Annotated in this window: 19 protein-coding genes; 11 read left to right on the forward strand and 8 right to left on the reverse strand. The window is 59.8% G+C overall.

Going from position 1 to position 21,850, the window contains the following annotated elements:
* Nucleotides 1-9: 9 nt before the first annotated feature.
* The 4 genes from PMI36_RS27095 to PMI36_RS27080 are packed head-to-tail and all read right to left on the reverse strand — an operon-like array spanning nucleotide 10 to nucleotide 2,784.
* The gene (locus PMI36_RS27095; RefSeq protein ID WP_008067649.1) at nucleotides 10-537 is read right to left on the reverse strand and encodes a pilus assembly protein PilP; all 528 of its coding nucleotides are present in this window, start codon (nucleotides 535-537) and stop codon (nucleotides 10-12) included.
* A complete protein-coding gene (gene pilO / locus PMI36_RS27090; RefSeq protein WP_008067650.1) occupies nucleotides 534-1,157 on the reverse strand; it encodes a type 4a pilus biogenesis protein PilO in 624 nt (207 codons plus the stop codon). Before pilO ends, PMI36_RS27095 begins: the two co-directional genes overlap by 4 nt.
* Nucleotides 1,154-1,720 carry a PilN domain-containing protein gene (locus PMI36_RS27085; RefSeq protein WP_008067651.1) on the reverse strand — a complete coding sequence of 189 codons (567 nt, stop codon included), beginning with the start codon at nucleotides 1,718-1,720 and terminating at the stop codon, nucleotides 1,154-1,156. The genes pilO and PMI36_RS27085 overlap by 4 nt, the downstream gene beginning before the upstream one ends.
* Nucleotides 1,720-2,784: a pilus assembly protein PilM gene (locus PMI36_RS27080; protein WP_008067652.1), complete on the reverse strand. Its 1,065-nt coding sequence runs from the start codon at nucleotides 2,782-2,784 to the stop codon at nucleotides 1,720-1,722. Before PMI36_RS27080 ends, PMI36_RS27085 begins: the two co-directional genes overlap by 1 nt.
* A 218-nt stretch (nucleotides 2,785-3,002) precedes the next feature.
* On the opposite strand from PMI36_RS27080, the gene PMI36_RS27075 reads away from it, so the two are divergent.
* A complete protein-coding gene (locus tag PMI36_RS27075) occupies nucleotides 3,003-5,447 on the forward strand; it encodes a penicillin-binding protein 1A (protein ID WP_443216677.1) in 2,445 nt (814 codons plus the stop codon).
* A gap of 268 nt (nucleotides 5,448-5,715) precedes the next feature.
* On the opposite strand, the gene PMI36_RS27070 is transcribed toward PMI36_RS27075, so the two are convergent.
* The 3 genes from PMI36_RS27070 to rpmE form a co-directional block, all read right to left on the reverse strand.
* Nucleotides 5,716-6,984: a malic enzyme-like NAD(P)-binding protein gene (locus PMI36_RS27070; protein WP_007899225.1), complete on the reverse strand. Its 1,269-nt coding sequence runs from the start codon at nucleotides 6,982-6,984 to the stop codon at nucleotides 5,716-5,718.
* A 183-nt stretch (nucleotides 6,985-7,167) separates the two neighbouring features.
* Nucleotides 7,168-7,956, reverse strand: a complete 789-nt coding sequence (locus PMI36_RS27065; protein ID WP_032830075.1) for a thermonuclease family protein — start codon at nucleotides 7,954-7,956, stop codon at nucleotides 7,168-7,170.
* Between the two features lie 25 nt (nucleotides 7,957-7,981).
* Nucleotides 7,982-8,212: a 50S ribosomal protein L31 gene (gene rpmE / locus PMI36_RS27060; RefSeq protein ID WP_007899231.1), complete on the reverse strand. Its 231-nt coding sequence runs from the start codon at nucleotides 8,210-8,212 to the stop codon at nucleotides 7,982-7,984.
* Nucleotides 8,213-8,514: 302 nt separating this feature from the next.
* Here rpmE and PMI36_RS27055 point away from each other — a divergent pair, with 302 nt between their 5' ends.
* The 10 genes from PMI36_RS27055 (at nucleotide 8,515) to PMI36_RS27010 (ending at nucleotide 21,558) form a co-directional block, all read left to right on the forward strand.
* A complete protein-coding gene (locus PMI36_RS27055) occupies nucleotides 8,515-10,734 on the forward strand; it encodes a primosomal protein N' (RefSeq protein ID WP_008067655.1) in 2,220 nt (739 codons plus the stop codon).
* Between the two features lie 240 nt (nucleotides 10,735-10,974).
* A complete protein-coding gene (gene argS / locus PMI36_RS27050; RefSeq protein WP_008067656.1) occupies nucleotides 10,975-12,711 on the forward strand; it encodes an arginine--tRNA ligase in 1,737 nt (578 codons plus the stop codon).
* Nucleotide 12,712: 1 nt separating this feature from the next.
* A complete protein-coding gene (locus PMI36_RS27045; protein WP_008009226.1) occupies nucleotides 12,713-13,420 on the forward strand; it encodes an SPOR domain-containing protein in 708 nt (235 codons plus the stop codon).
* 250 nt (nucleotides 13,421-13,670) lie between these two features.
* A complete protein-coding gene (gene hslV, locus PMI36_RS27040; RefSeq protein WP_007899242.1) occupies nucleotides 13,671-14,201 on the forward strand; it encodes an ATP-dependent protease subunit HslV in 531 nt (176 codons plus the stop codon).
* Between the two features lie 55 nt (nucleotides 14,202-14,256).
* Nucleotides 14,257-15,597, forward strand: a complete 1,341-nt coding sequence (hslU, locus tag PMI36_RS27035) for an ATP-dependent protease ATPase subunit HslU (protein WP_007899245.1) — start codon at nucleotides 14,257-14,259, stop codon at nucleotides 15,595-15,597.
* Between the two features lie 180 nt (nucleotides 15,598-15,777).
* Nucleotides 15,778-16,155, forward strand: a complete 378-nt coding sequence (locus PMI36_RS27030) for a gamma-butyrobetaine hydroxylase-like domain-containing protein (RefSeq protein ID WP_008009230.1) — start codon at nucleotides 15,778-15,780, stop codon at nucleotides 16,153-16,155.
* A 242-nt stretch (nucleotides 16,156-16,397) separates the two neighbouring features.
* On the forward strand, nucleotides 16,398-18,077 hold the full coding sequence (phaC, locus tag PMI36_RS27025) for a class II poly(R)-hydroxyalkanoic acid synthase (protein WP_008067657.1): 1,680 nt from the start codon (nucleotides 16,398-16,400) through the stop codon (nucleotides 18,075-18,077).
* Nucleotides 18,078-18,211: 134 nt separating this feature from the next.
* On the forward strand, nucleotides 18,212-19,066 hold the full coding sequence (gene phaZ / locus PMI36_RS27020; protein ID WP_008067658.1) for a poly(3-hydroxyalkanoate) depolymerase: 855 nt from the start codon (nucleotides 18,212-18,214) through the stop codon (nucleotides 19,064-19,066).
* A gap of 129 nt (nucleotides 19,067-19,195) precedes the next feature.
* A complete protein-coding gene (phaC, locus tag PMI36_RS27015; RefSeq protein WP_008067661.1) occupies nucleotides 19,196-20,878 on the forward strand; it encodes a class II poly(R)-hydroxyalkanoic acid synthase in 1,683 nt (560 codons plus the stop codon).
* A gap of 59 nt (nucleotides 20,879-20,937) precedes the next feature.
* Nucleotides 20,938-21,558: a TetR/AcrR family transcriptional regulator gene (locus PMI36_RS27010; RefSeq protein ID WP_008067663.1), complete on the forward strand. Its 621-nt coding sequence runs from the start codon at nucleotides 20,938-20,940 to the stop codon at nucleotides 21,556-21,558.
* Between the two features lie 111 nt (nucleotides 21,559-21,669).
* On the opposite strand, the gene PMI36_RS32225 is transcribed toward PMI36_RS27010, so the two are convergent.
* On the reverse strand, nucleotides 21,670-21,850 hold a 181-nt coding region (locus tag PMI36_RS32225; RefSeq protein ID WP_274517741.1), incomplete at its 5' end, for a hypothetical protein.

A 21,850-nucleotide genomic window follows, 5' to 3' on the forward strand; every position in this document is an offset into this window, starting at 1 on the left:
CGAGTTCCACTATGAGTGCTCTTTCAAAGGGATGGTCCGCGGCCGTTCCAGCCAGGCGCCTTCGCCGTCAGGAACGATTTCGACCACGTCGACTTGCGAACCGCTGATGGCGACGATCCGCCCATCGTTACGCCCCAGGTAATCGCCGACTTTCAGCCGATGCACGCCGCCTGCCCCACGCAGCAGCGCAAAGGAGCCGGTTGCATTGGAGAGGGTGCCGACCATTTCAAACTGTTCGATGTTGAAACCTTCGAGATACTGCTTGACCCGGTTGGGGTCGGGTTTGACGTTACGCGAGCCGTGCTTCTGACCGGCCAGATCGACTCTGACCTGCCGGGAGAACGGGCTGCGCAGGTTGGCAGCGTTATAGGTGAATGTCGGGTAAGACCGGAATGTCGGCGTTGGTTCAATTTTGCCGGGGGCACGCAGGCGCACTTCGTTCAGGTAGGCGTCCAGATCGCTGAAATCAGCGTCGCCGCCACAACCGGCCAGGATGACCAGACACATAACCATCGACAGGCAACGAATCGGGCTCATTTCTGCAACCCCTTGTCGTTGTAGCGATAGGTCTTGGCAAGGATGCTCATGCGCAACTTCGGACCGCCATCGGGATTAGCCGGCGCCAGGTCGAAGTCATGCAGGGTGACAATCCGTGGCAGCCCGGCCACGCCGCTGACAAAAGTGGCCAGGTCGTGATAAGCGCCGGTGACGGTGATCTGGATAGGGAGCTCGATGTAGAACTGCTGGGTAGCCTCCGGGAGCAGCTTGATTTCTTCGAACTCCAGGCCGCTGCCCAAGCCGGTGCGGGTGATGTCCTCCAGCAGGCCGGGCACTTCGGTGTCGCTGGGCAATTGCCGCAAAAGCATGCCGAAGGAGTTTTCCATTTCCTTCATCTGCTGGGTATACAGCTCCAGATTCGCCGCCATATGGGCTTTGGTCGCGAATTGCTCCCTGAGCGTCGATTCTTCCTCGCGCCTGAGTTCCAGGTGGTTTTGCAGGTCACTGATCAAGAAGCTGTAGCCCAGGGTTAGCACCAGGACCATCAGCAGCACACTCGCCAGGACCTTGATCGCCGGTGGCCAGGAACCCATGTTGTTGGTGTCCAGATCGTTGATGTCGATCTGGCGCAACCCTTCGAACCATTCGGATGGTTTCATTTAGCGCCCCCCACAATCGCGGGCTGGGTCTGACGGACGGTCAACTGAAAAACATTGGCCTGATCCAGCTGACCGGCGGTGGTCGCCTTGACTTCCGTGAGGTTGGGCGCATCGAACCAATCGGAGGCATCAAGATTGCGCATCAGATCCGAAACCCGGTTGTTGGATTCCGCCGCGCCGGTGATGGACACGGTTTTGCCGACCATTTTCACTTCGGTGAAATAAACTCCGTCCGGCAAGGTACGCGCCAATTGATCGAAAATCCTCCCGCTGATCGGCCGGTTGCCTTGCAGGTCCTGAATAATGCGCATGCGTTCAACGAGTTGCTGTCGGCGGGCCTTCAGATCGCTGATCTGTTTGATCCGCTCGTCGACCACGGCAATCTGCTTGCCGATGTAATCGTTACGGGCGACTTGCCGATTAATGGCGCTGTTAATGACCTGGTCCGCAATCAGCAGCGCTCCCACCGAGCCCACCAACACACCGACCAACGCCAGTAAAAAGCGTTTGCGACGCCCTTCGCGCAACTCTTCACGCCAGGGTAAAAGATTGATCCGCGCCATCAGTCGAAACTCCTGAGGGCCAGCCCGCAAGCGATCATCAGTGCCGGAGCGTCGCTCGCCAGGGCACCGGCGTTAACCTTGCTGCTCAGGGTCATGTCGGAGAAAGGGTTGGCGACGTGGGTCGGCGTACCCAGTCGCTGCTTGATCAATCGCTCCAGCCCGGGGACCGAGGCGGTGCCGCCGGCCAGAAGGATGTGATCGACCGAGTTGTACTGGCCAGAGGCAAAGAAAAACTGCAATGAACGCGACACCTGTTGCACCAACGCATCACGAAACGGCTGCAAGACCTCGCTGACGTAATCGTCCGGCAAACCGCCCTGCTTCTTCGCCAACCCCGCCTGTTCGACCGTCAAGCCATAACGACGCTGGATCTCTTCCGTCAGTTGACGCCCGCCGAACAATTGTTCGCGGGTGTAGATGATCCGCCCGTTGTGCAGCACGCTCAGGGTGGTCATGGTGGCGCCGATATCGACCACCGCCACGGTCAGACGCTCCTGAGAGGCGGCCAGCTGGGTTGCCAGCAGGCCGAACGATCGCTCCAGGGCATAAGCTTCGACGTCGACCACGCGCGCGGTCAGCCCGGCCAGAGCCAGGGCCGCTTCACGGACCTCGACGTTTTCCTTGCGACACGCCGCCAGCAGTACATTGACCCGCTCGGGGTTGCGCGCCGACACGCCTTGCACTTCGAAATCGATCGCCACTTCATCCAGTGGATAAGGGATGTACTGATCGGCCTCGATCTTCAGTTGGTTTTCCATCTCGTCGTCGGAAAGACCGGCGTCCATCTCGATGGTCTTGGTGATGACCGCTGAACCGGCCACAGCGACAGCCACGTTCCTGACGCTGGTTTTGGCCTTGGATAGCACCCGCGCAAGCGCCTGCCCCACCCCTTCGAGCTCGGCGATATTTTTCTCGACCACGGCGCTGGCAGGCAGCGGCTCGACCGCATAGGCCTCGACCCGGTACCGGTCGCCTTGACGACTTAGCTCCAGTAGCTTCACCGACGTGGAGCTGATGTCGATCCCCAGAAGCGTATTGGCTTTTTTATTGAAGAGTCCTAGCACTACCAATTCCCTATGACTATCCGTGAGTTACGGACTCTGTAATATCCATTGCGTTCAATACCCTCCGTCTTGACAGAAGCGCAAATGACGCCCCCGACGGAAAAATGCTTATAATGCTGAGCGTTTTTTCCGCTTTCACTGCAAGCGCGGGTCATTCTCTGTATAGCCTGAACCCTGATGCCTAATTCATTTTTTACCCTGGATATCCAAAAGCCTTGATTCGTCTGCTGAAATTTCTCGGTTGGTCCATCGTCGCCGTTTTCTGCGGACTGCTCCTGAGTCTGAGCGGCGCTTTTCTTTACCTTAGCCCCGGATTGCCATCTGTGGAGGCGCTGAGAAGTATTCAGTTGCAGATTCCTTTGCGGGTGTACAGCAGCGACAACAAGTTGATCGCAGAATTTGGCGAAATGCGCCGTACGCCAATCCGTTTCGCCGACATTCCCCCCAATTTCATTAATGCGTTACTAAGTGCTGAAGACGACAATTTCGCCAACCACTACGGCGTCGATCCCAGCAGCCTGATGCGTGCCGCCACCCAGCTGGTAAAGAGCGGACATATTCAGTCCGGCGGCAGCACCATCACCATGCAGGTAGCGAAGAACTTCTTCCTGACCAGCGAACGCAGCTTCTCGCGCAAAACCACCGAAATCCTCCTGGCCCTGCAGATCGAACGACAGTTGACCAAGGACGAGATCCTCGAGCTGTACGTCAACAAGATCTATCTGGGCAACCGCGCCTACGGCATCGAAGCAGCGGCGCAGGTTTATTACGGCAAGTCGATTCGTGACGTGAGCCTGGCGCAGATGGCGATGATCGCCGGTCTGCCAAAAGCTCCGTCGCGCTTCAACCCGCTGGCCAACCCGACCCGCAGCAAAGAGCGTCGCGACTGGATCCTGGGACGCATGTATAAGCTCGGCAAAATCACCGAAGCCGACTACACCACTGCGATCAATGAGCCGCTGAACGCCAGCTACCATGTGCCGACCCCGGAAGTGAACGCGCCATACGTCGCCGAAATGGCCCGTGCCGAAATGGTCGGCCGCTATGGCAGCGATGCGTACACCGAAGGTTTTCGTGTCACCACCACGGTGCCGAGCAATTTGCAGGAGATGGCCAACACCGCGGTTCATGAAGGCTTGATGACCTACGACCAACGGCACGGTTATCGCGGCCCCGAGTCACGCCTGCCGGGTAAAACCCGAGAGGCCTGGACTCAGGAGTTGACCAAACAGCGAATCATCAGCGGCCTGGAACCGGCGATCGTGACCCAGGTCGACAAGAACGGCGTGCAGGTGTTGACCCGCACGGGTACCGGCGAAGAGCACGTCGCCTGGGAAACCATGAAGTGGGCTCGTCCGTTCCTGAACACCAACAGCATGGGCGCCAATCCGAAGCAGCCGTCGGATGTCGCACAGGTCGGTGATCTGATTCGCGTACAGCGTCAGCCAGATGGTTCGCTCAAATTCAGCCAGATTCCGCAGGCTCAAGGCGCGCTGGTTTCCCTCGACCCGCAGAACGGCGCCATTCGTTCGCTGGTCGGCGGTTTCGCCTTCGAGCAGAGCAACTACAACCGCGCCATGCAGGCCAAACGTCAGCCAGGTTCGAGCTTCAAGCCGTTCGTCTACAGCGCCGCCCTGGACAACGGCTATACCGCCGCCAGCCTGGTGAACGACGCACCTATCGTGTTCGTCGACGAGTACCTGGACAAAGTCTGGCGTCCGAAGAACGATACCAACACCTTCCTCGGCCCGATCCGCATGCGTGAAGCGCTCTACAAGTCGCGCAACCTGGTATCGATCCGCCTGCTGCAAGCGCTGGGTGTCGACCGCACCATCGACTACATCAGCAAGTTCGGCTTCAACAAGCAGGACCTGCCGCGCAACCTGTCCCTGGCCCTGGGTACCGCGACCCTGACGCCAATGGAAATCGCCACCGGCTGGGCCACCTTCGCCAATGGCGGCTACAAGATCACCCCGTACATCATCGACAAGATCGAAAGCCGCAACGGCGACACGCTATTTGTCGCCAACCCGCCGAGCGTTCCGAAAGGCACCGTAGCCAGCGATGGCATCGCCATGCCGGCCTCTGACACCTTCACGGTCAACGCTACTCCAGGCGAAGCACCGAGCGCCCAGCCAATGCCACAAACGCCGGCCGTGGCCGAGCGCATCATCGATGGGCGCACCACTTACATCCTCAACAGCATGCTCGAGGATGTGATCAAACTCGGCACCGGCCGCCGTGCGCTGGCGCTGGGTCGCAGCGACATCGCGGGCAAGACCGGTACCACCAACGAATCCAAGGACGCCTGGTTCTCCGGCTACAACGCCGATTACGTGACCACCGTCTGGACCGGCTTCGACCAACCGGAAAGCCTGGGCAAACGCGAGTTCGGCGGCACCGTTGCCTTGCCGATCTGGATGAACTACATGGCGGCGGCCCTCAAAGACAAACCGCCCCACACCCAAGCGGAACCCGAAGGCATTCTCAGCCTGCGCGTCGACCCGATCAGCGGCCGCGCGGCCACCCCAAGTACGCCAGGCGCCTACTTCGAACTGTTCAAGGCCGAAGACACACCACCGTCGGTTAACGAGCTGAGCAACGGCAATGTACCAGGCAGCCCGCTGCCAGCCGATGAGGCAGCGCCGATCGATTTGTTCTGATCGTGTAGCACCACCTAAAAGCCCCGTCCTCGAAAGATGTGCGGGGCTTTTTATTGCCTGCCGGTTATGCGCTGAATAACCCGCCCCCTTCGCGGGCAAGCCCGCTCCCACAAGGCTCTGTGGTGCTATCAGGGGTTGTGAACCACCGCGATTCCTGTGGGAGCGGGCTTGCCCGCGAAGAGGCCCTTACAAACGATGCAAACCTCCCAGATACAAAAAAGCCCCGACTCGCGAGAGCCGGGGCTTTTGGTTGATGCGCTACAACGGCTTAGCCGTTGAACACGTCATCCACGCTTTTCAGCGGGTAGTTCTTCGGATACGGCAGGGTCGCCACACCGGTCTCGATCGCAGCCTTGGCTACAGCATCAGAGATCAGGGTGATCAGACGGGCATCCATTGGTTTCGGAATGATGTACTCACGACCGAATTCCAGTTTGATGCCGCCGTAGGCGTCGCACACTTCCTGAGGTACTGGCAGCTTGGCCAGTTCACGCAGGGCATTGGCGGCAGCCACTTTCATTTCTTCGTTGATGCGCTTGGCGCGAACGTCCAGGGCACCACGGAAGATGAACGGGAAGCCCAGTACGTTGTTGACCTGGTTCGGGTAGTCCGAACGGCCGGTGGCCATGATCACGTCGTTACGGGTGGCGTGCGCCAGTTCCGGGGAGATTTCCGGATCCGGGTTAGAGCACGCGAACACGATCGGGTTGGCCGCCATGGATTTCAGGCCTTCAGCACTCAGCAGGTTCGGGCCGGACAGGCCAACGAACACGTCAGCGCCTTCCAGCGCGTCAGCCAGGGTGCGCTTCTCGGTCGCGTGAGCGAACACAGCCTTGTACTGGTTCAGGTCGTCACGGCCGGAGTGGATCACGCCGGTACGGTCAACCATGTAGATGTTTTCGATGTTGGCGCCCATGCTCACCAGCAATTTCATGCAGGAGATGGCGGCAGCACCGGCGCCCAGGCAAACGATCTTGGCGTCAGCCAGGGTTTTGCCAGCGATTTCCAGGGCGTTGATCATGCCGGCCGCAGTAACGATTGCGGTGCCGTGCTGGTCATCGTGGAATACCGGAATGTCGCACTGCTCGATCAGAGCGCGTTCGATCTCAAAGCACTCAGGTGCCTTGATGTCTTCCAGGTTGATGCCACCGAAGGTAATGGAGATACGCTTGACGGTGTCGATGAAGGCTTGCGGGCTTTCAGAGTCGACTTCGATGTCGAACACGTCGATGCCGGCGAAGCGCTTGAACAGCACGCCTTTACCTTCCATAACTGGCTTGGAAGCCAATGGGCCAAGGTTACCCAGGCCGAGAATCGCGGTGCCATCGGAAATGACTGCAACCAGGTTGCCCTTGCCGGTGTATTTGTAGGCCAGTTCAGGATCGCGGGCGATTTCGCGTACTGGTTCGGCTACGCCGGGGCTATAGGCCAGCGACAGATCGCGGGCGGTAGCGGTGGCCTTGGTGAGCTCGACACTCAGCTTCCCTGGACGGGGATGGGCGTGATATTCGAGAGCGGCAGTTTTCAGATCAGACATAGGGGCATTCCGCTTTTTACTGTTGGACAGACGGACCGCCGAGGATACTCGCCTCGCAAAGTCCTCACAAGACTGACCAGTCACCCCTGTCAAGCGCCCGGTCCTACGACTTTGGGCCAAGAGCCACGGAACACAAGGGATAGACTGTTCACAATCAACAGAAAAAATGTCTACAACTTTTTCTTACGGCGCCGCCTGCAACATCGCCGGATCGGTCAGCGGCAGAAGCCAGCGCGCCTGCCCCGGTTGCAACCCACCGCGGCGCGAACGATCCACCACCCAGCCACGAGCCTCGATTTGCTTGCCTTTGAGCTTTTCAAGCGATGCGACATCGAATTGCTCCAGCACATTGGGTGCAACCCGCAATACAACCGAATCCTGCAACTCGATCCAAACCCCGCCGCGATTGCGCTGAACCTTGCTCACACGACCACTGAGCATGGCGAAACCGGACGCGCTGATCTGCTCCGCTTTCAATACAGGTGATTGTCGCCACAGCCCGAGACCGGCCCGACGAGCACTGCGTTCAGCCGCTTGCTGGCAGGCGACCAAATCGACATTCGGTGCCACCGCCACCTGAAAACCGAGGCCCTCGGCGAGCATCTGCGCTTCGAGGTTGGCCCCATCGACACTGTAGACATGAGCCAGGGTGCGGCCGTAATGGTCCTTGCTTTCCTTACCCGGCAACAAACCGACCCGCCCGTCGCTGGCGGCCACCAGAGCCTCAAGGCGTTTGCGCGCGGCCACCGCGAACGGCTCGTCGGAGCGACCCTGCTTGCCCAGCTCCGGCGTATTCAAACCAATCATGCGCACACTGCGGCCATCGCTCAGACGCAAAGTGTCGCCATCCACCACGCGCTGCACCGTGACCGACGTGAGCCCGCTCGGCGCCGGGCAGAAGGCCTGGGCACCGGAAAGCCAAATCGCGGACACAAAAAAGGCGCCCGCGAGGGACGCCTTTTTCATCAGCAAGGAAAAGCCCACGGGGCTTTCGACCTTACTCTGCAGCAGCAGGAGCTTTCTTGCCGAAAGCGCCGAAACGGTCTGCGAAGCGCTGTACACGACCGCCAGTATCCAGAGTCTTCTGCTTACCGGTGTAGAACGGGTGGCACTCGTTGCATACGTCGATCGCCAGAGGCTTGGCCAGGTTCGAACGAGTTTCGAACTTGTTGCCACAGCTGCAGGTAACTGCGGTGATTTCGTATGTTGGATGGATATCGGCTTTCATGATGTATTCCCCAGGCTAGCGTGCCGCCACTCAACACCATTGTTGAATACCGCACGTAATTAGGCCGCGGATTCTACCAGACAATGCCATTCACGCAAGCTGTCGCTTAAACCAGTCGTCTGCTAGGCTCGCGCCCCAGATGCTGATCATCAGCACGCAAACCTGTGGGAGCGGGCTTGCCCGCGAAAGCGTCCTGACAGCCAATGAAGATGCCGACTGCATGGGCCTCTTCGCGAGCAAGCCCGCTCCCACAGGGATTGCGCTCAGCCTTTCTTACTGCCCGCCCAGAGAGATCCCCCCGCGTGCCCAACGCCATTCTGCGCCTCGCCCTGCCTTCGCCTCTGCGCCGCCTGTTCGATTATCGTGCCCCGGCCGGTATCTTGCGTGCCCAGTTGCACCCTGGCATGCGCTTGCGGGTGCCGTTCGGCCGGCGGGAGATGATCGGGATTCTGGTGGAGGTCACCGACACCAGCGAAGTGCCGGTAGAAAAGCTCAAACCGGCCCTGGCGCTGCTCGACGCCACGCCGCCGCTGCCGCCCGCGCTGTTCAAGCTGTGCCTGTGGACCTCTCAGTATTACCAGCACAGCCTCGGCGACACGTTGAGTTGGGCGCTGCCAGTGTTGTTGCGTCAGGGTGAACTGGCCGAGGCTCGTCAGGAACGCTTTTGGTCCGCCGCACCCGGCGCCAGCCTCGATGATCCGCGCATCGCCCGCGCACCACGCCAGCGTGAAGCCTTGGCAACCCTGTCCCAGCATCCCCATGGCGTCGCTCATCAGTTGCTGAGCAAACTGATGCTGAGCAAGGACAGCCTCGATCTGTTGCTGGCCAAGGATCTGGTGCAAGTCGAAATCCGCAAGCACGCCCCCGGCGCCCGCCACGAACACTGGCTAGCGCAACCGGAATTGCCGCTCAACCCGGAGCAGCGCGCCGCTTATGAAGCGATTCGCGCCGGATTCGACAGTTATCACGCGTTCCTGCTGGCTGGCGTCACCGGCAGCGGCAAGACCGAAGTCTATTTGCAGCTGATCCGCGAAACCCTCGAGGCCGGTAAGCAAGCCATGGTGCTGATCCCGGAGATCAACCTCGGCCCGCAAACCCTGGCGCGCTTCGAGCAGCGCTTCAATGCGCGCATCGCGCTGATCCACTCCGCAGTCAATGACCGCGAACGCCTGGAAGCCTGGCTGGCGGCACGGGATGGTGAGGCCGACATTATTATCGGTACCCGTTCGGCACTGTTCACGCCGATGAAAAACCCCGGCCTGATCATCATCGATGAAGAGCACGACGGCTCTTATAAACAGCAGGAAGGCCTGCGCTACCACGCCCGCGACCTGGCACTGGTCCGCGCCCGGCAGGAAAACATCCCGATTGTCCTCGGATCCGCCACACCTTCGCTGGAAAGCCTGCAAAACGCCTACACCGGTCGTTACGGTCTCTTACGCCTGAATGAGCGGGCCGGTGGCGCCAAGCAACCACGGTTCCTGCGCCTGGACGTGAAAAGTCGTCCGCTGGACAGCGGCATTTCCGGGCCAATGCAGCAAGCCATCGGTCAGACCCTGGCCGCCGGCCAGCAAGTGCTGGTTTTCCTCAACCGCCGAGGGTTCGCCCCGACGCTGCTCTGCCACGACTGCGGCTGGATGTCTGAATGCCAGCGCTGCGACGCGCGAATGACCGTGCATCAGCGCTCCGGCGAACTGCGTTGCCACCATTGTGGCTACGTCGAACGAGTGCCCCGCCATTGCCCGAAGTGCGGCAAGGTCGATCTGCGGCCTGTGGGCGCCGGTACCGAGCGCGCCGAAGAACGCCTGGGGATTTTGTTTCCGCACGTCCCGGTGCTGCGGGTCGACCGCGACAGCACTTCACGCAAAGACGCGATGAATCAACTGTTCGCCACCATTCAAAAAGGCCAGCCGTGCATTCTGGTCGGCACACAAATGCTTGCCAAAGGGCACCACTTTCCACGGGTGACCCTGGTGTCGATTCTGGATGCCGACGGCGGACTGTTCTCCGGCGATTTCCGCGCCAGCGAACGCATGGCGCAGTTGATCGTCCAGGTCGCCGGGCGCGCGGGGCGGGCCGAAGAGCCTGGCAAAGTGATTATCCAGACGCACCTGGCGGACCATCCGCTGCTGGTGCAACTGACCGAACAGGGCTATTTCGCCTTTGCCGAACAGGCGTTGAGCGAACGCCGCTCCGCAGGGCTTCCGCCGTTTGCGCATCTCGCACTGCTGCGGGCCGAAGCGCATAAACCGGGGCAGGCCGAAGGCTTCCTCGATGAAGCGTGCAGCGAGGCTGAGCGTTTGCTGGCCGAGCAGAATCTGACCGGGATTGAGTTGCTGGGGCCGGTGCCGGCACCGATGGAGCGCCGGGCCGGGCGTTATCGCGCGCAGTTGTTGCTGCAAGCCACGGCCAGGGCGCCGCTGCATCGATTGCTGAGCAGTTGGTTGCTGGTTTTGGAGCAGATGCCGAGTGGGCGGGCGGTGCGCTGGTCCTTGGATGTCGATCCTGTGGATTTGTACTGATTTTAGAGATCGCCTTCGCGAGCAAGCCCGCTCCCACACGGGTTTTGTGCCAGACACATAATGCATGAACACTGCAGATTAACTGTGGGAGCGGGCTTGCTCGCGAAGAGGCTCTAATAGTCACCACATATCCATAACCTGCCCGCTATAGTTGGCAAGCCCGTCTTCGCAACGGATAATGCCCAGTTTTTCCACCAGCGCATCGAAGCGCCGCCGCGCTAGCGGTCGAAAGAGAAGACCATGAAAGACACCATTCGCCAGCTGATCCAACAAGCCATCACCCAACTCGTCAACGAAGGTGTGTTGCCTGAAGGCCTGTCGCCGGCGATCCAGGTGGAAAACTCCCGAGACAAGAAAAACGGCGACTTCGCCAGCAACATCGCCATGATGCTGGCCAAGCCTGCCGGTATGAAACCCCGTGACCTAGCCGAGAAAATCATCGCCGCGCTGCCGGCTGACGAGAACGTCTCCAAAGCCGAAATCGCCGGCCCTGGCTTCCTGAACTTCTTCCAGAACACTCAAGCCCTGGCGACCCGCCTGGACGCGGCGCTGGCCGACGACCACATCGGCGTGCGCAAAGCCGGTCCGGTGCAGCGCACCGTGGTCGACCTGTCGGCCCCGAACCTGGCCAAAGAAATGCACGTCGGCCACTTGCGTTCGACCATCATCGGCGACGGCGTGGCTCGGGTTCTGGAGTTCCTCGGTGACGAAGTGATCCGCCAGAACCACGTTGGCGACTGGGGCACCCAGTTCGGCATGCTGATGGCTTACCTGCAGGAAAACCCGATCACCAGCGATGAGCTGTCAGACCTGGAAAACTTCTACCGCGCCGCCAAGCAACGCTTCGACGAATCCGCAGAGTTCGCCGATCGCGCCCGCGGCCTGGTGGTCAAGCTGCAAGCCGGCGACCCGGACTGCCTGGCGCTGTGGACCAAGTTCAAAGACATCTCGCTGTCGCACTGCCAGAAAATCTACGAATTGCTGAACGTCAAACTGACCATGGCCGACGTAATGGGCGAAAGCGCCTACAACGACGACCTGATCAACGTGGTCAACGACCTCAAGGCCGCTGGCCTGCTGGTCGAGAGCAACGGCGCTCAATGCGTGTTCCTCGACGAATTCAAGAACGCCGACGGCGACCCGCTGCCGGTGATCATCGTCAAGGCCGACGGCGGCTACCTCTACGCCACCACCGACCTGGCAGCCGTGCGTTATCGCAGCGGCGTGCTGAAGGCCGATCGTGCGCTGTATTTCGTCGACCAGCGCCAGGCCCTGCACTTCCAGCAAGTGTTCCAGGTCGCGCGCCTGGCCGGTTTCGTGACGCACCCGATGGAAATGGAACACATGGGCTTCGGCACCATGAACGGCGCCGACGGCCGTCCGTTCAAGACCCGTGATGGCGGCACCGTGAAGCTGATCGACCTGCTGACCGAAGCCCAGGAACGCGCCTACACACTGGTGAAAGAGAAGAACCCGGAGCTTGCCGAAGACGAGTTGCGCAACATCGCCAAGGTCGTGGGCATTGGCGCCGTGAAATACGCCGACCTGTCCAAGCACCGCACCAGCGACTACAGCTTCAACTTCGACCTGATGCTGAACTTCGAAGGCAACACCGCGCCATACCTGCTGTACGCCTACACCCGGGTGGCCGGCGTGTTCCGCAAACTCGGCAAGGACTTCAGCGAAGTCGAAGGGCAGATCGCCCTCGAAGCGCCGCACGAACATGAGTTGGCCGCGAAACTGGCACAGTTCGGCGAAATACTGAACAACGTGTCCGACAAAGGCACGCCGCACATTCTCTGCACCTACCTGTACGATGTTGCCGGCCTGTTCTCCAGCTTCTACGAGAACTGCCCGATCCTCGGCGCCGACACCCCGGCGCAAATGCAGAGCCGTCTGCGCCTCGCCGCGCTGACCGGCCGCACTCTCAAGCAAGGCCTGGAACTCTTGGGTCTGGAAACTCTGGAGCGCATGTAAGTTGGCTGCCAAGAAAAAACCTGCCCCCAAGCGTGGCGCCAGCCGTTACCAAGCTCCTGCAAAGCAACCGATCCCGGGCTGGCTGTGGATGGCCATCGGCCTGACGGTCGGTGCATTCATTGTGTTCCTGATGAAGCTGGAGCCGGGCAAGGGCAGCGATACCGTCAAGCGCGAGAAGATCGAGCAGCAGAAAGCCACCAAGATCGCCGAGGCCAACAAGACTCCGCCGAGCCCGACGCAACCGGTGAAGCCGAAGTACGATTTCTACACCTTGCTGCCGGAATCGGAAGTCATCGTGCCGCCGGACGCGGTGCCGGAGAAAACCCTGCCGACACCACAAGTGCCGGCCATTCCGACCACGCCGGTGACACCGGAGCAAGCAGCGAAGATCGACACGGCCCGGGCTCAAGCGGCATTGGCCGGCATCACCCCGCCGCCAGCGCCGCCCGTGGCGAAAGCTGCACCGGTGACCAAGTTCTTCCTGCAGGCCGGTTCGTTCCGCAAGGAAGCCGATGCCGACAAGGTGCGTGCGCAGATCATCCTGCTGGGTCAGGCCGTGGCGGTTGAATCCGGCACGGTGAAGGACGAGACCTGGTATCGGGTGCTGGTTGGCCCGTTCAGCAACCGCGAACAGCTGACCACCGCTCAGAAGCAACTGGCGGGCAGCGGCTTCAGCAACCTGTTGTTACAACAACGCCAAAGCCGCTGACCCTTCATGATCGTTCCCACGCTCCGCGTGGGAATGCAGCCCGGGACGCTCCGCGCCCCTTTCTAGAGCTGGAACGCGGAGCGTCCCTTGAGGCATTCCCACGCAGAGCGTGGGAACGATCAAGCCTTCGGCAGCTCCTACGCGCCTCGCACCGCTCGTCCCCCGCCGCGTCCTACAGTTGAAAAACGCTCCACCACCCCCATATGAGTTGGCATAAGGCATTTTCGCCCCGCTGCGTGGAGACTCTCCCTTGACCACCATCGTTTCAGTTCGCCGCCACGGCAAAGTCGTCATGGGCGGCGACGGCCAGGTTTCGCTCGGTAATACCGTGATGAAAGGCAACGCGAAGAAAGTTCGCCGCCTCTACCACGGCCAGGTTATCGCCGGTTTTGCCGGGGCCACCGCTGACGCCTTCACCCTCTTCGAGCGTTTCGAAGGCCAGTTGGAGAAACATCAGGGCCACCTGGTTCGCGCTGCCGTCGAACTCGCCAAAGAATGGCGCACCGACCGCTCCCTAAGCCGCCTCGAAGCCATGCTCGCGGTCGCCAACAAAGATGCCTCCCTGATCATCACCGGCAACGGTGACGTGGTTGAGCCCGAAGAAGGCCTGATCGCCATGGGTTCCGGCGGCGGTTACGCCCAGGCTGCCGCGAGTGCCCTGTTGAAGAAAACCGATTTGTCGGCTCGGGAAATCGTCGAAACAGCGCTCGGCATCGCCGGCGACATCTGCGTGTTCACCAACCACACCTTCACCATCGAGGAGCAGGATCTCGCTGAGTAAGCCTGTGCAGGCCATTGCGCCACGGCTCACTTTTGCTTGAGGACCGCCAATTACTATGCCCATGACCCCCCGTGAAATCGTCCACGAACTCAATCGCCATATCATCGGCCAGGACGATGCCAAACGCGCCGTCGCCATCGCCTTGCGTAACCGCTGGCGCCGGATGCAGCTACCTGAAGAGCTGCGCGTCGAAGTCACCCCCAAGAACATCCTGATGATCGGCCCGACCGGTGTCGGTAAAACCGAGATCGCCCGTCGCCTGGCCAAACTGGCCAACGCGCCGTTCATCAAGGTCGAAGCGACCAAGTTCACCGAAGTGGGCTACGTCGGCCGCGACGTCGAATCGATCATTCGTGATCTGGCCGACGCCGCGATCAAACTGCTGCGCGAACAGGAAATGACCAAGGTTCGCCACCGCGCCGAAGACGCTGCCGAAGAACGCATCCTCGACGCCTTGCTGCCACCGGCACGCATGGGCTTCAGCAACGAGGACGCTGCACCGTCGGCCGATTCCAACACCCGTCAGCTGTTCCGCAAGCGCCTGCGTGAAGGTCAGCTGGATGACAAGGAGATCGAAATCGAAGTGGCCGAAGTGTCCGGCGTCGATATCTCCGCGCCACCGGGCATGGAAGAAATGACCAACCAGCTGCAGAGCCTGTTCGCCAACATGGGCAAGGGCAAGCGCAAAAACCGCAAGCTCAAGGTCAAGGAAGCGCTGAAACTGGTTCGCGACGAAGAAGCCGGTCGCCTCGTCAACGAAGAAGAATTGAAGGCCAAGGCCCTGGAAGCCGTCGAGCAGCACGGCATCGTGTTCATCGACGAAATCGACAAGGTTGCCAAGCGAGGCAACTCCGGGGGCGTCGACGTGTCCCGTGAGGGCGTACAGCGCGACTTGCTGCCGCTGATTGAAGGCTGCACCGTCAACACCAAACTGGGCATGGTCAAGACTGACCACATCCTGTTCATCGCTTCCGGTGCGTTCCACCTGAGCAAGCCGAGCGATCTGGTGCCGGAGCTGCAAGGTCGCCTGCCGATTCGGGTCGAACTCAAGGCCCTGAGCCCGGAAGATTTCGAGCGCATCCTCAGCGAGCCGCATGCATCGCTCACCGAGCAATATTGTGCACTGCTGAAAACCGAAGGTCTGCTCATCGAATTCCTCCCGGACGGCATCAAGCGTCTCGCCGAGATCGCCTGGCAGGTCAACGAGAAAACCGAAAACATCGGTGCCCGTCGCCTGCATACCCTGCTCGAGCGCCTGCTCGAAGAGGTGTCGTTCAGCGCCGGTGATCTGGCCAGCACCCACGAGGACAAGCCGATCCTGATCGATGCCGATTACGTCAACAGCCACTTGGGCGAATTGGCGCAGAACGAAGACCTGTCTCGTTATATCCTGTAAGCCATACTTACAGCGGTAGCGGACCCTGTGGGAGCGGGCTTGCTCGCGAAGAGGCCGTAACATTCAACATCTGTGTTGACTGTTACAGCGCTTTCGCGAGCAAGCCCGCTCCCACATTTGAACTGTGGTGTTTTGCAGATCAGGTTCCACCAGGTCTCCCACACAGACGGACTGCCAGCCATGACCCAACTCCCCACCGACATCAAACTCCACAAAGCCTCAAAAACCCTGTCGCTCAAATACGCGTCCGGCGAGGAATATCACCTGCCCGCCGAGTTCCTTCGCGTGCATTCTCCTTCCGCCGAAGTCCAGGGCCACGGCAAACCTATCCTGCAATTTGGCAAGATCGGCGTCGGCCTGAGCAAGGTCGAACCGGCCGGTCAGTACGCACTGAAATTGACCTTCGACGACGGCCATGACAGCGGCCTGTTCACTTGGGAATATCTGTACCAGCTGGCAGTGCGCCAAGAAGATCTTTGGAACGATTATCTTGCTGAACTCAAAGCGGCTGGAAAGACCCGCGATCCGAATGAATCGGTCGTCAAGCTGATGCTCTAATACAGGCCTCTGGCTGTTTAGAGGGCATTTTCTAATTCCATCTGTTTGAATGCTCCGCTGCGGTGTCAACGATTGGCCCGCTTGCGAAAAAAATTAAACTCGGGTAACCAATGGAGCTGGCAAGTTCCGTGCATTTGTAGCTATTCGCAATTAACGGTCACCCGAGCAGTAGTACCTGGCGTTTGCTGTGTGACTACACAGCTGGGCTCAGGTACTCGTCTCAGGACAATGGAGCGTCGTAGATGAGTAACAAGCTTAACGATGACTTGAAATTTCAGGCTTCGGAAAATACCTTGGGGCTGAATCCTGTTGTTGGACTACGTAGAAAGGATCTCTTGGGCTCTGCCCGAATGGTGCTGACCCAGGCCATCAGACAACCCATCCACAGTGCCAGGCATGTCGCTCATTTCGGCATCGAACTGAAGAACGTGCTGTTTGGAAAATCCGAGCTTCAACCGCAAAGTGATGACCGTCGCTTCCTTGATCCGGCCTGGAGTCAGAACCCGCTCTATAAACGTTATTTGCAAACCTATCTGGCGTGGCGCAAGGAGCTTCACGCGTGGATCGATGACAGCAATCTTTCGCCCAAGGACGTCGCTCGCGGGCATTTCGTGATTAACCTCATGACCGAAGCCATGGCCCCGACCAACACGGCGGCCAACCCGGCGGCGGTCAAACGCTTCTTCGAAACCGGCGGCAAAAGCCTGCTCGACGGTCTCTCCCACCTGGCCAAGGATCTGGTGCACAACGGTGGCATGCCGAGCCAGGTCAACATGGGTGCATTCGAAGTCGGCAAGAGCCTGGGCGTGACCGAAGGCGCAGTGGTGTTTCGCAACGATGTGCTGGAGTTGATCCAGTACCGACCGATCACTGAGCAGGTGCATGAACGCCCACTGCTGGTGGTGCCGCCACAGATCAACAAGTTCTATGTTTTCGACCTGAGCCCGGACAAGAGTCTGGCGCGCTTCTGCCTGCGCAACAATGTGCAGACGTTCATCGTCAGCTGGCGCAACCCGACCAAGGAGCAGCGCGAGTGGGGTCTGTCGACCTACATCGAAGCGCTCAAGGAAGCGGTCGACGTGGTCACCGCAATCACCGGCAGCAAAGACGTGAACATGCTTGGCGCCTGCTCTGGCGGCATCACTTGCACCGCCCTGCTGGGCCACTACGCGGCGATCGGCGAGAAGAAGGTCAACGCCCTGACGCTGATGGTCAGCGTGCTGGACACCACCCTCGATAGCGACGTGGCTCTGTTCGTCGACGAGCAGACCCTTGAAGCCGCCAAGCGCCATTCTTACCAGGCCGGTGTGCTGGAAGGCCGTGACATGGCGAAAGTCTTCGCGTGGATGCGCCCCAACGACCTGATCTGGAACTACTGGGTCAACAACTACCTGCTGGGCAACGAGCCTCCGGTTTTCGACATTCTGTTCTGGAACAACGACACCACTCGCTTGCCGGCCGCGTTCCACGGCGACCTGATCGAGATGTTCAAAAACAACCCACTGATCCGCTCCAACGCACTGGAAGTGTGCGGCACACCGATCGACCTGAAGCAGGTCACTGCCGACATCTTTTCCCTGGCCGGTACCAACGATCACATCACTCCGTGGAAGTCCTGCTACAAATCCGCGCAGCTGTTCGGCGGCAAGGTCGAGTTCGTGCTGTCCAGCAGCGGGCATATCCAGAGCATCCTGAACCCTCCGGGCAATCCGAAAGCGCGCTACATGACCAGCACCGACATGCCGGTCAATGCCGAAGAATGGATGGAAAACTCCACCAAGCACACCGATTCCTGGTGGTTGCATTGGCAGGCGTGGCAGGCCGAGCGTTCGGGCAAGCTGAAAAAGTCCCCCGCCAACCTTGGCAACAAGGCCTATCCAGCGGGTGAAGCGGCGCCAGGCACTTATGTACACGAGCGTTGAGTTTCAGGTAACACGCAGTCCGCGGCACTGGGAGGTGCCGCGATCTCTATCAATCACTCTCGAGGCCAGCCTCGAACATTCTGCGACGGCCCGGGACGGCCCGATCAGCGTTTAAAACCTACAGGGCTTCGTGCATGCCGCAACCGTTCGTATTCCGTACCGTCAACCTGGATGGCCAGACCCTCCGCACAGCGGTACGCCCCGGCAAGCCTCACTTGACGCCCTTGCTGATTTTCAACGGCATCGGCGCCAACCTGGAGCTGATATTCCCGTTCGTCCAGGCTCTGGATCCGGACCTGGAAGTCATTGCCTTCGACGTGCCCGGTGTCGGCGGCTCATCGACTCCCAATCGACCCTATCGCTTCTCGGGCCTGGCAAAACTCACGGCGCGAATGCTCGACTATCTCGATTACGGACAAGTCAACGTGATTGGCGTTTCGTGGGGCGGCGCTCTGGCGCAGCAGTTCGCCCATGACTATCCCGAGCGCTGCAAGAAGCTGGTGCTGGCGGCCACGGCGGCAGGCACCGTGATGGTTCCGGGCAAGCCTAAAGTGCTGATGATGATGGCCAGCCCGCGACGCTACATCCAGCCCTCCCATGTGATCCGCATTGCACCGATGATCTACGGCGGCTCGTTCCGTCGCGATCCGACCCTGGCAGCCAGTCACGCCGCCAGGGTTCGTTCGGCAGGCAAACTCGGTTATTACTGGCAGCTGTTCGCCGGTCTCGGCTGGACCAGCATTCACTGGCTGCACAAAATCCATCAACCGACCCTGGTACTGGCCGGCGACGACGACCCACTGATCCCGCTGATCAACATGCGCATGCTGGCTTGGCGAATTCCCAACGCCCAACTGCACATCATCGACGACGGCCATCTGTTCTTGATTACCCGCGCCGAAGCGGTGGCACCGATCATCATGAAGTTTCTTGAGGAAGAACGTCAGCGCGCAGTAATGCATCCACATCCGGCGCCATCGGGCGGTTAACCGACCCCGACTTTTGTTTATGAAAAGGAGTCGGCAGGAGGCCGTGCCGCGCAACAACCCGCAACAACGTCTATGGTGTTTTGTTCGGGTGTGTTTGTTTTTGGCCTGATGACGAAGGAGTGTTAACTCATGCGCGACAAACCAGCGAAGGGCTCTTTGCCCACTCCCGCTGCATTCATCAATGCTCAGAGTGCGGTTACCGGTCTGCGCGGCCGGGACCTGCTTTCGACCTTGCGCAGCCTGGCCACCCACGGCCTGCGCAACCCGGTGTATACGGCCCGGCATGCCTTGAAGCTGGGCGGCCAGTTGGGCCGCGTATTGTTGGGTGAAACCCTGCATCCGACCAACCCGCAAGACAGTCGCTTTGCCGACCCGACGTGGAGCCTCAATCCCTTTTATCGCCGCAGTCTGCAGGCCTATCTGAGCTGGCAGAAAGAAGTCAAAAGCTGGATCGACGAAAGCAACATGAGCCCGGACGATCGTGCCCGCGCCCACTTTGCCTTTGCCTTGATCAATGACGCCGTGGCGCCGTCCAACACCCTGCTCAATCCGCTGGCGATCAAGGAATTTTTCAACTCCGGCGGCAATAGTCTGGTGCGGGGTATCGGCCATCTGGTCGACGATGTCCTGCACAACAACGGCCTGCCAAGACAAGTCACCAAACAAGCATTCGAGGTGGGCAAAACGGTCGCCACCACTACCGGCTCGGTGGTGTTTCGCAATGAGCTGCTGGAGCTGATCCAGTACAAGCCGATGAGCGAAAAGCAGTATTCCAAGCCATTGCTGATCGTGCCGCCACAGATCAACAAGTACTACATTTTCGATTTGAGCCCCAACAACAGCTTCGTTCAGTTCGCCCTTAAAAACGGTTTGCAGACCTTCATTATCAGCTGGCGCAATCCCGATGTGCGTCATCGCGAATGGGGGCTGTCGTCTTATGTCGAAGCCGTCGAAGAAGCGATGAATGTGTGCCGGGCAATCACCGGCGCTCGCGAGGTCAACCTGATGGGGGCTTGTGCCGGTGGGCTGACCATCGCCGCGCTGCAAGGGCATTTGCAGGCCAAGCGGCAGCTACGACGGGTGTCCAGCGCGACCTACCTGGTCAGCATGCTCGACAGCCAGATAGACAGCCCGGCTACCCTCTTCGCCGATGAACAGACGCTGGAAGCGGCCAAGCGCCGCTCGTATCAGAGGGGCGTTCTGGAAGGTAGTGACATGGCCAGGGTGTTTGCCTGGATGCGTCCCAACGACTTGATCTGGAATTACTTCGTCAATAACTACCTGATGGGCAAGGAGCCGCCGGCGTTCGACATCCTCTACTGGAACAATGACAACACGCGTCTGCCAGCAGCGTTTCATGGCGACCTGCTGGATTTCTTCAAGCACAACCCGCTGAGTCATCCTGGCGGGCTGGAAGTGTGCGGCACGCCGATCGACCTGCAGAAAGTCACCGTCGACAGCTTCAGCGTGGCAGGCATGAATGATCACATCACCCCATGGGATGCGGTGTATCGCTCGACATTACTGCTGGGGGGCGAGCGGCGCTTCGTGCTGTCCAACAGCGGTCATGTACAGAGCATTCTCAACCCGCCGAACAATCCGAAAGCCAACTACGTCGAGAATCCGAAACTGAGCAGCGACCCGCGGGCCTGGTATTACGACGCCAAGCGCGTCGACGGTAGTTGGTGGACGCAATGGCTGGACTGGATTCAGGAACGCTCCGGCGCACAACACGAAACCCGGATGGCCCTCGGCAACCAGAACTATCCACCGATGGAGGCGGCACCCGGTACTTACGTGCGCGTGCGCTGACGTTTAACGAACCACGGCCGCCAATGGCCGTGGCATGACTCGACCATTAAGAAGACTGGATGAAAACCCGCGACCGGATTCTCGAATGTGCCCTGCAGTTGTTCAATCAGAAGGGCGAACCGAATGTGTCCACCATGGAAGTGGCCAACGAAATGGGCATCAGCCCGGGCAACCTCTACTACCATTTCCACGGCAAGGAACCGCTGATCCTCGGGCTGTTCGAGCGCTTCCAGGCCGAGTTGACGCCCTTGCTCGACCCACCGTCCGATGTGGAATTGGGGCCCGAGGATTACTGGCTGTTCCTGCACCTGATCATCGAACGCCTGGCCCATTACCGGTTTCTGTTCCAGGACCTGTCGAACCTTGCCGGCCGCCTGCCGAAACTGGCCAAGGGAATACGCAATCTGCTCAATGCGTTGAAGCGCACACTGGCTTCATTGCTGGCGCAATTGAAAGCTCAAGGTCAGTTGGTCAGTGACACCCAGGCACTGGGGCAGCTGGTGGAACAAATCACCATGACGTTGCTGTTCTCACTGGACTATCAGCGAATTCTCGACCGTGAAGGTGAAGTGCGACTGGTGGTATATCAGATCATGATGCTGGTGGCGCCGCACTTGCTGCCGCCTGTCAAGGTTGCGACCGAGCGGTTGGCATTGCAGTACCTCGAAGAGCACGACTAACCCTGTGGGAGCGGGCTTGCTCGCGAAAGCTATTCATCATTCAACATTGATATCGATTGACCCACCGCTTTCGCGAGCAAGCCCGCTCCCACATTGGATTTGTGGTGCTTTCTAGAATCCATGCACAAACAAAAACGCCCGACCTTCGCAGGCCGGGCGTTTTTTTAGTCCTGAAATCAGGACTGACTGGTTGGCGTCGATGGAGCCGGCGCAGCAGTCGGGGTTACAGCAGGTGTCGGAGCAGTGGAGGAGTTCGCCGTGCTGACCGGAGTTACCGGCTTGGCGGCAGCCA

It is taken from the genome of Pseudomonas sp. GM79 (genome assembly GCF_000282495.1).
Taxonomy (GTDB): Bacteria; Pseudomonadota; Gammaproteobacteria; order Pseudomonadales; family Pseudomonadaceae; genus Aquipseudomonas.